At 66.8% G+C, this 11,870-nt stretch carries 12 protein-coding genes; 4 read left to right on the top strand and 8 right to left on the bottom strand.

The window, feature by feature from the left end; all coding sequences use genetic code 11:
* Together D106_RS14345 and D106_RS0112480 are read left to right on the top strand one after the other, a co-directional pair.
* Positions 1–278 (top strand): transposase (locus D106_RS14345; RefSeq protein ID WP_196994416.1); only part of this gene is annotated, 278 nt, incomplete at its 5' end.
* Between the two features lie 12 nt (positions 279–290).
* Positions 291–488: a DUF2283 domain-containing protein gene (locus tag D106_RS0112480; RefSeq protein ID WP_018880232.1), complete on the top strand. Its 198-nt coding sequence runs from the start codon at positions 291–293 to the stop codon at positions 486–488.
* A 48-nt stretch (positions 489–536) separates the two neighbouring features.
* On the opposite strand, the gene hpnC is transcribed toward D106_RS0112480, so the two are convergent.
* The 8 genes from hpnC to D106_RS0112440 form a co-directional block, all read right to left on the bottom strand.
* On the bottom strand, positions 537–1,400 hold the full coding sequence (hpnC, locus tag D106_RS0112475) for a squalene synthase HpnC (RefSeq protein WP_018880231.1): 864 nt from the start codon (positions 1,398–1,400) through the stop codon (positions 537–539).
* Between the two features lie 33 nt (positions 1,401–1,433).
* Positions 1,434–2,123: an HAD family hydrolase gene (locus D106_RS0112470; RefSeq protein WP_018880230.1), complete on the bottom strand. Its 690-nt coding sequence runs from the start codon at positions 2,121–2,123 to the stop codon at positions 1,434–1,436.
* Entirely contained in the window at positions 2,120–2,863 is a 744-nt protein-coding gene (gene ubiG, locus D106_RS0112465; protein WP_018880229.1) for a bifunctional 2-polyprenyl-6-hydroxyphenol methylase/3-demethylubiquinol 3-O-methyltransferase UbiG, read from the bottom strand. The genes D106_RS0112470 and ubiG overlap by 4 nt, the downstream gene beginning before the upstream one ends.
* A gap of 326 nt (positions 2,864–3,189) precedes the next feature.
* The gene (locus D106_RS0112460) at positions 3,190–4,512 is read right to left on the bottom strand and encodes a TRZ/ATZ family hydrolase (RefSeq protein ID WP_018880228.1); all 1,323 of its coding nucleotides are present in this window, start codon (positions 4,510–4,512) and stop codon (positions 3,190–3,192) included.
* Positions 4,513–4,593: 81 nt separating this feature from the next.
* Complete coding sequence (locus D106_RS0112455; RefSeq protein ID WP_018877471.1) at positions 4,594–4,986, bottom strand: DoxX family protein; 393 nt, start codon at positions 4,984–4,986, stop codon at positions 4,594–4,596.
* 124 nt (positions 4,987–5,110) lie between these two features.
* A complete protein-coding gene (wrbA, locus tag D106_RS0112450; RefSeq protein WP_018867003.1) occupies positions 5,111–5,731 on the bottom strand; it encodes an NAD(P)H:quinone oxidoreductase in 621 nt (206 codons plus the stop codon).
* A 109-nt stretch (positions 5,732–5,840) separates the two neighbouring features.
* Positions 5,841–8,633 carry an EAL domain-containing protein gene (locus D106_RS0112445; RefSeq protein ID WP_018880227.1) on the bottom strand — a complete coding sequence of 931 codons (2,793 nt, stop codon included), beginning with the start codon at positions 8,631–8,633 and terminating at the stop codon, positions 5,841–5,843.
* Between the two features lie 213 nt (positions 8,634–8,846).
* The gene (locus D106_RS0112440) at positions 8,847–9,713 is read right to left on the bottom strand and encodes a PhnD/SsuA/transferrin family substrate-binding protein (protein ID WP_018880226.1); all 867 of its coding nucleotides are present in this window, start codon (positions 9,711–9,713) and stop codon (positions 8,847–8,849) included.
* Positions 9,714–10,060: 347 nt separating this feature from the next.
* On the opposite strand from D106_RS0112440, the gene D106_RS0112435 reads away from it, so the two are divergent.
* Positions 10,061–11,101 (top strand): hypothetical protein, encoded by a 1,041-nt coding sequence (locus D106_RS0112435; RefSeq protein WP_038032684.1) that lies wholly within the window; start codon positions 10,061–10,063, stop codon positions 11,099–11,101.
* Positions 11,101–11,862, top strand: a complete 762-nt coding sequence (locus tag D106_RS0112430) for an OmpA family protein (protein ID WP_018880225.1) — start codon at positions 11,101–11,103, stop codon at positions 11,860–11,862. Before D106_RS0112435 ends, D106_RS0112430 begins: the two co-directional genes overlap by 1 nt.
* Positions 11,863–11,870 lie beyond the last annotated feature (8 nt).

Below are 11,870 nucleotides of genomic sequence, written 5' to 3'. Positions count from 1 at the left end.
GCCGGCACCAGCCGACGGTCGTGGCCGGGCGCAAACCCCAGGATCTTCCCGAATTCCAATGGATCAACACCGTGCTCGGCAACCTCAAGACCAGCCTGAGCGGGAGCTACCATGCATTTGCGTTCGCCAAGTACGCGGCCCGTTACCTCGCGGCATTCGCCTACCGCTTCAACCGACGCTTTGATCTGGCGACGTTGCCGGCGCGACTGCTGGTCGCCGCCGCGCACTGCCGGCCCGTGCCCGAGCGGCTCCTGCGACTAGCTGACTCTCGTTGCTAATCAGGTCAGACGATGAAGCTGCAGTATTTCGGGGATACCGACACGCTTTACATCGAGTTTCGAGGCGATCGCGTGGCGGAAACGCGTTCCCTCGATGAAAACACGACCCTGGATGTCGACGCGGAAGGAGAGGTGTGCGCCATCACCTTTGAACACGCGAGCGAACGGACGGACCTGCAGCATCTCACGGTCGAGGGTATCGCTGCCTGACGCGAAGGACACTACACGGAGGCGTATGGGGGGTTAGAAGACCGCTCGTCACCGGCTCCGCCGACGCGGGCGCAGGCTGTGGCTCAGGATGATCCAGGCATCGCGGGTGCGCAGGCGCGGGCGGGCGAAGACGTCGTCCTGCTGGCGCAGGCGCCAGAGGATGCGGGCGCCGCCATTGATGATGGCGCGGATTTCCAGCCCCATGCGCCCGCGCAGCATCCCGCCCAGGGGCGCGCCGGCCCGCAGCAGGCGATCGGCGCGGGCGTACTGGAACTGCATCAGATTGCGTAGCTGGAAGGTGGTCTTTCCGGCCGCGAGCATGGCCTCGGTGACGCCGTACTGATCCATCTCTTCCTGCGGGAGGTAGATGCGGTTGTTCTCCTCCAGGTCCTGTTGCAGGTCCTGGTAGAAGTTGATCAGTTGCAGGGCCGAGCAGATGGCGTCGGAATGGCCCAGCATTTCCTCGGTCGGGTTCCCGTCAAGATGCAGCAGCAGCCGCCCGACCGGGTTGGCCGAACGCCGGCAGTAGTCCATCACCTCGCCAAAGGTCGCGTAGCGCGTCTGGTCGAGGTCCTGCAGGAAGGCATCGATCAGGTCGGAGAACGGTGCCGCCGGCAGGTGGAAACGGGCGCGGGCATCCGCCAGGGCGATCCATTCGGGATCGTGTTCCGCGGCCGGGTCCTCCAGGACCTGCACGCGTTCCTGCATGGCCAGCAGTGCCTGGCGGCGTTCTTCCACCGGGCGCGGGTCCTCGTCGGCCAGGTCGTCGGCGTCGCGGGCAAAGCAGTAGATCGCCGCCACCGGGTCGCGCAGGCGGCCGGGCAGCAACCAGGAGGCCACAGGGAAGTTCTCGTAGTGCGCCGTGGCACGCTGACGGCAGTGGCGATAGGCCTGGCGGATCCGGGGTTCCATCAATCATCAGCCCCCGCGGGGTGGCGGGCGTGATCAGCCGGCAAGGCTGCGCTCCGGGGCGGGGGCGCCGTTGTACCAGGCCCAGAAATCGTCGGGTTGCTCCAGGGCGCCGTCGGCGCCCCATTGATCCGGCTGCTGGTCCGCGTCGATGTAGCCCCAGTTGGCGATCAGGGTGGGCATGCCGGCGGCGCGTCCGGCCGCGATGTCGCGCTCGGCATCGCCCCAGTAGCAGTGGCGCTCCGGGGGCAGGCCGGTTTGCCGCGCCGCCAGCCACATGGGTTCGGGGTCAGGCTTGCGCTGGGGCAGGGTATCGCCGCTGACAACGGCCGCCATGCGGGAGCGCAGGCCGAGGGCCTCCAGCAGTGGATCGGTGAGCCAGCCCGGCTTGTTGGTGACCACGCCGACGGACCAGCCCCGGGCCTCGCAGCGGTCCAGGAGCTCGGCGAACCCGGGGAACAGGGCGGTGGCCTGGCACAGGTCGCGGGCGTAGATCTCCAGGTAGCGCTTCTTCAGATGTTCCGTGAAGTCGACATCAGCGTCGGGGAAGGCGAGCGCGACGAGGGCCTGCGAGCCGTGGGAGACATGGTTGCGCACCGCCTGGAAAGGGAGCGGCGCGCGGTCGTATTCGGCCATCAGGGTGACCAGCGCTGCATGCATGTCCGGCGCGGTATCCAGCAGCGTCCCGTCGAGGTCGAACAGGAGCGAACCCAGATCGCGCGTCATGCGGTGGTGTCGTCGCCCCGGCGGGCGGCCATGAGGTAGTTCACGTCGGTGCGCCCCACCAGGCGGTAGCGACCGCTGAGCGGCGAATAGGTCAGCCCGGTCATTGCGGTGACCTCGAACCCATGGCGGCGCAGCGCGGCGCCCAGTTCCGAGGGCCGGATGAAGCGGCCGTACTCATGGGTGCCGGCGGGCAGCATGTTCAGCAGGTATTCGGCCCCGACGATCGCCTCGGCGAAGGCCCGCGGCGTGCGGTTGATCGTGGACAGAAACAGCCAGCCGCCGGGACGCACAAGCTTCACGAGCGCATCGATGACCGCTTCGGGGTCGGGCACGTGTTCCAGCATCTCCAGGCAGGTGACCACGTCGTAGTCGCCGGCGTGGTGTTCGGCATGGGCCTCGGCGGTGGTATGCAGATAGTGGATCTCCAGCCCGGCCTCGTGGGCGTGCTCGCGGGCGACTTCCAGGTGTTCGGCACCGGCGTCCAGCGCGGTGACGTGCGCGCCGCGCACCGCCATCGCCTCGGACAGGATGCCGGCACCGCAGCCGACGTCCAGCACCTTCTTGCCGGTCAGGTCGGCCTGGGCGTCGATCCACTCCAGACGCAGCGGGTTGATCGCATGCAGGGTGGCGAAGGGGCCGCTGGGGTCCCACCACTCGCGGGCGCGGTGCGTGAACTTGTGGATCTCGGCGCTATCGACGTTGGCGTGCGTCTGCGAACGGGATTGAGTCTGCGGGCTCATGGGATCGGTCTCGCTCAGGGAAACACTGGTTAATGTACACGTTCGCGCTCGAGTCGCTTTTGCGTGCGAACAAGGCGCGGTGACCGCCGTGCAGTCATTCTGCACAAGGGAGCCGCAACGCCGTTCCCGCGCCCGTTTTCGATAACAACGGGCGGCCGAGCCCCCGCTTTCAATCGTTTGTGGGGTTGGTACCCCAGGTCTCCCGATCCTGCGTTGCGGCCCTTGCCGGTAGAACCACTACCGGCTGCGCACCGCGCCTTGTCTCGGAAAACCTGGGGTACCAACGCGAGCGTGTACATTAATCAGTGTTTCCCTCAGGCAATGGGCTACTGGGTTTCCAGCACCCGGATGCGCCAGTCATCGGCTTCGGCGCGGAGGTCCTGCACGTTCAGCGTAAGCAGTTCCCGGTCGCGCAGCAACGGGCGTCCGGCCACGTAGACGTCGCGTACGGCATCCCGCGTGGCGGCATACACGATTTGTGCGTTGGGGTCGTGCGCCGGCTGCAGCTCCAGGGCCTGCAGGTCCACCGCGACCACGTCGGCCTGCTTGCCGGGCTCCAGCGAGCCGATGCGGTCGGCCAGCCCCAGGGCGCGGGCGCTGCCGAGGGTCGCCATCTCCAGGGCCGAGGCGGCGGGCAGCGCCGCCGCGTCGCCGCTGACGGCCTTGGCCAGCAGGGCGGCGGTGCGCATCTCGCCGATCATGTCCAGATCGTTGTTGGAGGCGGTGCCATCGGTGCCCAGGCCGACGGTGATCCCGGCTTCCTGCAGACGCGCGACGGGGCAGAACCCGGACGCCAGCTTCAGGTTGGATTCCGGGCAGTGGGCGACGGACACCGGCCGGTCGCGCAGCTGGTCCAGGTCGGATTCGTCCACCTGGGTCATGTGCACAGCGATGAAGGGCTGGTCCAGCATGCCGAGTCGGGCGAGGCGCGCCAGGGGCCGTTCGCCGTGGTCACGGACGGCGTCGGCGACCTCGCTGGCCGTCTCGTGGACATGCATGTGAATCGGCGCGTCGAGTTCGCGCGCGCGATCGGCCACGCGCTCCAGGCTCGCATCGCCAACGGTATAGGGCGCGTGCGGGGCCACATTGAAGGCGATCCGTTCGTGTCGGCCCCAGGCGGTCACCACGTCGGCGCCGCGCTGGAAGTACTCGTCGGCCGTGCTCGCCCAGGGGGTGGGGAAATCGAACACGGTCAGGCCCAGGGAGGCGCGGATACCGGTCTCGTCGACCACTCGTGCCGCGTCCTCCACGAACAGGTACATGTCGCTGAAACAGGTGGTGCCGCCACGCAGCATCTCCGCGACCGAGAGCCGGGTGCCGGCCCGCACGAACTCGGGCGAGAGGAGCTTGCCTTCGGCCGGCCAGATGTAGCGCTTGAGCCAGTCCATCAAGGTGTGGTCGCTGCCGATGCCTCGCAGCAGGCTCATGCCCGAGTGGGTATGGGCATTGACCAGGCCGGGAATCAGGGCGTGCCCGGGATGGTCGCGGTACTCCGCATCGGGGTATCGGGCGCGGGCGGTCTCCGTGGGCTCGATCGCCTGGATGACGCCGTCGCGGATGATCAGGGCGTGATCCCGCAAGATGGTGTCGCGGGGGATGACCGGGAGAATCTGGGGGGCGCCGAGGATCAGCGTGTGGCTCTGGTTCATGGGACACGGTCTGCGCGGGATACAGGGTCGCGCATGGTACCCGAAAGGGGCGGCGTTGCGCCGCCCCGGGGACGGCACAGGTTATTGGCGGTTGATCGCGAAACGGCCGGGGCCGGTCAGGGCCAGCGCGATGGCCGCGAACAGGAACATCCCCTGCAGTTCCAGGGCCCAGCCGCCGTGGCCGGTGAGCTGGAAGACCTCGTGGGCATGCGCCAGAGCGATGGCAAAGACCATGTTGATCGCGATGAGTACGGCGCCGATGCGTGCATAGAGTCCGAGGATGACCAGGATCGGCGCCAGGATCTCGCCGATATACACCCCGTAGGCCAGGATGGTCGGGAGTCCGGCGTCGGCCAGCATGCCTTCGATGCCACTGATGCCACCTGTGATCTTCGCGATGCCGTGCAGCAGGATCATGATGCCGAGGGCCAGTCGCAGGATCAGCTTGCCGCTGTCGTCGAGGGTGTGGTCCATGTCGATACTCTCCTTGTAGCAGGGCGGGCAGTGGCCCGCGTTGGGGCCCGGGGCGATGCCGCCGGGCCCGATTCGGCTGGGCCCCCGCCAGAACGAGGGGGCCCTGGAAAATGGACCGGTTCGGTCAGCCGGCCTCGCGCCCAAGGCGCTGGGCGCGGGCGACCTCCGCAACGTGCCGGCCCTGGGAGGCGGCCATGCCCAGTTCGCTCTCGCTCGGCTGGCGCGAGCCGTCGCCGGCGGCCAGCGTGGTGGCACCGTAGGGCGTGCCGCCGCAGACCTCGCTGACGTCGAGCATGCGCTTCTCGGTGTAGGGTAGACCAACCACGGTCATGCCGTAGTGAAGCAGATTGACGATGGTGGAGACCAGGGTCGTCTCCTGGCCGCCATGCTGCGATGCCGTGGAGCCGAACACGCTGCCGACCTTGCCGACCAGCTTGTCGCCGAACCACAGGGCGCCGGTCTGGTCGAGGAAGTTGGCCATCTGGGCGGCCATGCGGCCGAAGCGGGTCGGGGTGCCGATGATGATGGCGTCGTAGTCCGCCAGTTCCTCCGGCTTCGCGATGGGTGCGGCCTGGTCAAGCTTGGCGCCGGCGTTGCGGGCCACCTCGTCCGGCATCAGTTCCGGGACACGCTTGATCGTAACCTCGGTATCCGGGACTTCGCGGGCCCCCCGGGCCACGGCCTCGGCCATCTGCTCGATGTGGCCCCAGGTGGAGTAGTACAGGATCAGGATCTTGGTGCTCATGGTCGACGGGCCTCCGTTTGTCGGGAATCGAATATCCGTCAGCCTAGATCCGATTTATACGAAAGAAAATGCCGAAAAAAGCCCCTTAACGTTCGTTTAAATTGAACGGTTATCGGTGGGCGGCCGGGTGGCGGTTTCCCGCCTGGCGGAGGACCTGTGCCTCCAGGACGGCCAGGGTGTCGGGGTGACCGTACAGGTAGCCCTGGAAATGACGGCAGCCCAGGCCGAACAGGAAGGCGCGCTGATCGTCGTTCTCCACCCCTTCGGCGATCACGTCGAGGTCCAGGGTGTGGGCCAGATTGACCACCATCTGGGCAATCGCGGCATCGTTCGGGTCATCCAGCACATCGCGCACGAAGGATTGATCGATCTTTAGTTGGGCCAGCGGCAGGCGCTTGAGGTAGGCCAGCGACGAGTAACCGGTGCCGAAGTCGTCCAGGGAGAATTCGATCCCGAGCGTGCGCAGTTCCTCGATGTGGGCAATGACCGTTTCCACGTTCTCCAGCAACATGCTCTCGGTCAGTTCCAGTTTCAGGCGTTCCCCGGGGGCGCCGGTTTCGTCCAGGATCGCCGCCAGGTCGCGGACGAAGTGGCGGTGGCGGAACTGGCGGGCGCTGACGTTGACCGACAGCGTCAGGTCACGGAAGGCCGGCTGGTGCTGCCAGGCGGCCAGTTGCTCGCAGGCCGCGCGCATGACCTTGCGTCCGATCGGGACGATCAGGCCGGTCTGTTCGGCGACCGGAATGAACTCGGCGGGGGAGATCGCGCCACGGGTTTCGTGCATCCAGCGCAGCAGGATCTCGGCGCCCATGACCGCGCCGGAGGCATCCACCTGCGGCTGGTAGTGCACGCTGAAGTGGTCCTGATCGAGCGCATGGCGCAGCTCGCTCTCGAGTTCGAAGCGGGCCTCGACCGCGCGGTGCAGGTCGGGGTCATAGAAGCGGACGGTGTTGCGCCCGGCGTTCTTCGCCCGATACATCGCCAGGTCCGCCTGTTTCAGGATCTCTTCCACGCCCAGACTGCGGCCGCTGAACAGCGTGGCGCCGATGCTCGGGGTGACATGGCGTTTCTGTCCGGCGAGCTCGAAGGGGTCGCGCAGGAGGTCGATCAGTTTGCGTCCCACCGCTTCCGCCTGGGTCGCGGCCCGCGCCGGGTCGGGGTGGAGGTCGTTGAGGATGACCACGAACTCGTCGCCCCCAAGGCGCGCCAGGGTATCGGCCTCGCGGACCGAGTCCTGCATGCGCTCGGCGACCTGCCGCAGCAGGTCGTCGCCCACGGCATGCCCCAGGGTGTCGTTGATGTCCTTGAAGTTGTCGAGGTCGATGAACAGGAGCGCGCCGTGCAAATGGCTGCGCTCGGTGTTCCCGAGCGTCTGGCTCAGTCGATCGTGCAGCAGGGTACGGTTGGGCAGATGGGTCAGGCCGTCGAAGAAGGCGAGACGGCGGATCTCGTCCTCGGCCTGCTTGCGGTCGGAGATGTCGGTCATCGTGCCGAAGGTCGCCGTGACCTCGCCGCGCTCATTGAACCGGGCACTGGCATAGACGCTGACCCAGCGGATGTCGCCTTCGCGGGTGCGCAGGCGGATCTCCTCGGAGTGGGCATGGGACCCGCCCTCCAGCAGGGTGGCGCAGAAGCTGCGGGCGTCCTCGGTGTCCTCCGGGGCCACGAAGTCGCACATCGGGCGGCCCAGGGTCTCCTCCACGCTGAAGCCGGTGAGGTGTTCCCAGGCCGGGTTCAGGAGGGTCCAGCGACCGTCCGCATCGGTCCGGAAGATGACCTCGGAGATGTGGTCCACGACATCGCGGTAGCGATTCTCGCTTTCGGCCAGGGCATCGGTGGTGCGGCGATGGGCGGTGATATCCAGGGTCAGTCCGCGCAGGCTCTCGCGGCCGTCACCGTCCGTGGCCCAGGACAGGATATCGCGCAGCCAGATCCACTGGCCGTCGCGGTGGGCAAAGCGGTAGTCCACGGTGCGCGACTGCTTGCGGCTCTCGCGGGCGGCGTTCTGGACCCGTGGCAGGTCGCTTGGATGGATGTGGCGGGCCCGCAGTTCGCCACGGCCCAGATTGCGCGCGGGAAAGCCGAGCAGGTGGCGGGTGTCGCCGGCGACGAACTCCCATTCGTGAGTGGCGGGGTTGGCCTCCCACAGGATGGCATTGGCCCCGCCCAGCATGGATTCCAGGCGCGCGACCGAGCGGTTGAGTTGCTGGTTTTGCTGTTCCAGCGTGGTCTGGGTTGTGCCGAGATGGGCGGCGACGTCGTTGAAGGTGCGCGCGAGGTCGCCGAATTCGTCGTTCGAGCGCATCGGGATGCGATGGTCCAGGCGGCCGACCTGCAGGGCCTTCGCGCCCTGATTCAAAAGGCGCAGCCGGCGGGTGATCACCAGACTGAACACAATCGCGGCGACCATCGACAGTACCAGAACCCCCATGGCCAGCAGGACGTTGCGCTGCAGGAGGTCGGCGGACAGGGCATCGATGGCGTCCGTCGAGTACCCGACCGCGAGGGTGCCCAGGGGTTGTCCGGCCAGTTCGATGTCCCGGAGGATCTCGATCTGTCCGGGGGCAGTGCGAATGCGGTCGCCGGATTCGGGGATTGCCTCCGGCGAGATGCCCACGGAGGCCATGGGCTGGTCCTGGGCATCGAGCACTACCGCGTAGAGCACGTGGGAGTCGTCCGCGACCAGGTCCAGCAGGTCCTGCAGCATCGCCGGATCGGCGTAGGCCAGCCCCGGAGTCAGCGCGCTGGACAGGAGGCGCCCCTGCTGCTCGGCAAAGCGCTCCAGCATCTGCGACTGGTTCTGCTGCACCTGGGAGATGCCACTGAACATCAGTACTGCGACCATCGCGACCTGGATCGCGACGGTGCCAATGATGATCTGCCAGGCGAAATTCAGGCGCATGCGGGGCTTGGCTCGCGTGTTCGCGGCGCCACCAGAAGGCTGGGGCCGAAGCTGGTTGGAGCCAGGCCGGAGCGGTTCATGGAAGGGTTCCGAGTCGGGGGCTTGCCAGTAGGGATGATTGGTCAAAAGCCGAAATTGTCGCGCATATTCTACGGGACTGTTCCGTAGATGCCCATCGTGGCAACGTCGCCACACAGGCTCCTGGAGCCCACCTCATTCCTCCTTGGGTTCGAACGAATCGAATGCATTTTCGAACGCCTCCTGGCGAAAAGGCAGGAAGTCGGTGTCCTGAACGGCAACGAAACCTCGGTGGCGTATCGCGCGCAGGAGGTGCTGCCCCTGGGCGGTGTCCTCAAGGCTGATGAGCGAGCGGGTCAAATCACCGGCTTCCGCGACGACGGCGTTGCGTGCCAAAAGCGTCATGCCGGGGAAAGTGGGTGATGCCTCGATGACACGCACGAGAGTCCCATCCCCGAGTGACATCAGCATGGTCGTAGCACCCAGACGGGTGAGAGATTCCACCAGGTCACCATCCGTGACCAGAACCAGGGCCTCTGTTTCGCCGCGCACGAAGGTGGTCACGGCGGCGCTGTGATGGTGGTGGTGCTGGATGATCGGCCGGGATGCTCCGTCTGTCCATAGTTGCCTGGAGAGGGCGTGATCCAGGTAGGCCGATGCCAGGCTTTCCTCGAAGGGTGCGGCAATGCGTGCATTCGCCAGGTCCGCGACACTGTCGAATGGCGTTTCGGGGAGCACCGCAATCAGAATCGCCAGCCGGTCCCGGGTGGCCGCTATCGCCTGGTAGCGCGTCTCCGTTTCAAGGAATGGCACCACATGCGGCGAGGTGAACACCAGGTCGTAGCGTTCGGCAGCGAGTCTTTGGTGGAAGACGTCACGGGTTCGCGCAGATTCGATTCGAACCGGAACCTCGAGCTGCTCGCTCAGCCAGTCGCGCAGCGGTGCGTATCGCTCGAAGAGGGCTGGGGGGCTGAGAAAGGGCTGGATGCCAAGGGACCGGGTCTGGGCATCGTTTGCCAGTGCTGGCAAACCGCCGAGCATCAGCAGAACCGGGATGAGCACCGCACTGGCCGGCCGCGTGATCCAGTGCGCGGCAGGAACACGTGCGGGGTTTGTGCGTGTTCTGGTCATGTCATTGCGCCCCTCTCTCGTTCATACGGCATTCCGAATATCGAGTAAAGCCCAAAGCGACCGGAACGACCCGTCGTGAAACGGTTGGGGATGGCGGTGCCGGCAAGCTGACGATTTGAGCGCAGAGTTGTGTGACCCGCCTGGAAATCGTCAATAACTCGTCGGTTCTGGTGGGTGTCCAAGCGGCCTTGCCGCGCCTTCGGCGAAACTGGCGCTTTTCTTGCTTGTTTGAACCGGCAGTACACAAGCGTGCCCGGGGTGCGGCAGGAGAATTCAGGATGGGAGTATTGGACAGGATCGCAGAGGCCTTGCTGGCGACACTACAGGGGCTCAGCCCGCTGACGGTGATTGGCCTGTTCGCGCTGGTGTTGTTCGCGTTGTTCCTGGTGGCCCTGGGCGCGACGGCGCTGCGGCGCGCGAAGGCCCTGCAGGGGGCCGCGCCCGCGTTGCTGACCACGCTCGGGATCCTCGGGACGTTCCTGGGGGTGGCGATTGGCCTGCTGGACTTCGATGCGGGACGTGTGGAGGCGAGCATCCCCGCGTTGCTGGAGGGGCTCAAGCTGGCCTTTGTGACCAGTATCGTGGGCATCCTCCTCTCGGCGGTGCTGCGCATGGTGCAGGTGTTGACGCCCACCGCGGCTCTAGCGGAGCGCGAGGTTCCCGCCGAGGCGACAAACGGCACCAAAGATCCGGCGCAACTGGCCGAACAGCAACGCGATGCCGCGCTGGCGATGGTCGAGGCCGTGCGGACTCTGGACCAGCGCCTCGATGCCCGGCTGGAGCGGCAGCACCGGGAATTGACCGGGGCGCTGGACGGCATGGCCGAGCGCATCACCGAAATGAGCAGCACGCATCTCGTCGAGGCGCTGGAGCGGGTGATCCACGATTTCAACCATCGTCTTGGCGAGCAGTTCGGGGAGAACTTCCGCCGCCTGGATGACTCGGTCGCGAGACTGCTGGAGTGGCAGGATCAGTACCGTCAGCAGATGGAAACCCTGCAGCGTGCCTTTGATCAGGCGCGCAGCGGGGTCGAGCAGACCGAGCAGACGCTGGAGCGCATGACGGGCCAGGCCCTGCAGATCACGCGTCACGTGGAGGATCAGGAGTCGACGCTCTCCAGCCTGCGCCGCGAGACGGTCGAACTGGAGGCGCTGCTGGGCAGCATCGCCGCCCTGCGCGATCGCGCAACCGAGGCTTTCCCCGCCATGGATGCCCGCCTGGAGGCGATGCTCGAGAGCATCGAGAACGCCGTTCAGGCCGGACACGCGGCCGAGCAGCGCTGGAGCCGGCCGGTGGCATCAGCGGGCGGGCGTAACTGATGTTTGCGTGGATGGCGCGGCGCGGACGCCGGGCCGAGGGCCCCGGCAGCGAGGCGGACCAGGGCTCGCACTGGCTCGCCGTGGCGGATCTGATGGCGGCGTTGATGATGATCTTTCTGTTCCTCGCCCTGCTGCATATGGTGCAGGTGGAGCGCGAGAGTGCCGCGCACACGGAGGTGCGCAACGAGGCGGCCGCGCTGCGCGCGGCGATCTATTCGGTGCTCGAGGAGGAGTTCCGGGAGGATCTGCCGCGCTGGAACGCGGAGCTGGATCGCGACAGCCTGACGCTGCGTTTCCGTGAGCCGGAGGTCCTGTTCGAGCGCAGTTCGGCCTCCATCCGGCCGCGATTCGAAGCGATTCTGGCGGATTTCATGCCGCGCTATGCCGAACAGCTGCGCCCGTTCGCCGACGTGATCCGGGAGGTGCGAATCGAAGGCCACACCTCGAGTGAGTGGGCCGGGAGCGACGATCCCCTGGGGGCTTATTTCGGCAACATGGATCTTAGCCAGCGGCGCACGCGGGCGGTGCTGGAATATGCCTACCAGCTGGAACCCCTGCAGGAGGCGGACTGGTTTCGCTCGCGGGTCGCCGCCGTGGGCCTGTCATCTTCGCGGCGGGTGCTGGATGCACAGGGCGAGGAGGACCGCCGCGCCTCCCGACGGGTCGAATTCAGCGTGCTGACGGACTTTGAAACGCGCCTGCTGGGCGAGGCCTCGCCGGCGGCGCCGGACCCCTTGCCGCTGGAGGCGCGCGGGCGCTGATCGTAAGG

The sequence above is a fragment of the Thioalkalivibrio sp. ALE9 genome (assembly GCF_000377445.1).
Lineage (GTDB): Bacteria > Pseudomonadota > Gammaproteobacteria > Ectothiorhodospirales > Ectothiorhodospiraceae > Thioalkalivibrio.
This window is presented reverse-complemented; position numbering and strand designations above follow the sequence as displayed.

Excerpts from the sequence above, each read along its gene's own strand:
- D106_RS0112455 (WP_018877471.1), bottom strand. The coding sequence starts at position 4,986 with ATGGACCACACCCTCGACGACAGCGGCAAGCTGATCCTGCGACTGGCC.
- hpnC (WP_018880231.1), bottom strand. The coding sequence starts at position 1,400 with ATGGAACCCCGGATCCGCCAGGCCTATCGCCACTGCCGTCAGCGTGCC.
- D106_RS0112430 (WP_018880225.1), top strand. The coding sequence starts at position 11,101 with ATGTTTGCGTGGATGGCGCGGCGCGGACGCCGGGCCGAGGGCCCCGGC.
- D106_RS0112445 (WP_018880227.1), bottom strand. The coding sequence starts at position 8,633 with ATGCGCCTGAATTTCGCCTGGCAGATCATCATTGGCACCGTCGCGATC.
- wrbA (WP_018867003.1), bottom strand. The coding sequence starts at position 5,731 with ATGAGCACCAAGATCCTGATCCTGTACTACTCCACCTGGGGCCACATC.
- D106_RS0112435 (WP_038032684.1), top strand. The coding sequence starts at position 10,061 with ATGGGAGTATTGGACAGGATCGCAGAGGCCTTGCTGGCGACACTACAG.
- D106_RS0112460 (WP_018880228.1), bottom strand. The coding sequence starts at position 4,512 with ATGAACCAGAGCCACACGCTGATCCTCGGCGCCCCCCAGATTCTCCCG.
- ubiG (WP_018880229.1), bottom strand. The coding sequence starts at position 2,863 with ATGAGCCCGCAGACTCAATCCCGTTCGCAGACGCACGCCAACGTCGAT.
- D106_RS0112480 (WP_018880232.1), top strand. The coding sequence starts at position 291 with ATGAAGCTGCAGTATTTCGGGGATACCGACACGCTTTACATCGAGTTT.
- D106_RS0112470 (WP_018880230.1), bottom strand. The coding sequence starts at position 2,123 with ATGACGCGCGATCTGGGTTCGCTCCTGTTCGACCTCGACGGGACGCTG.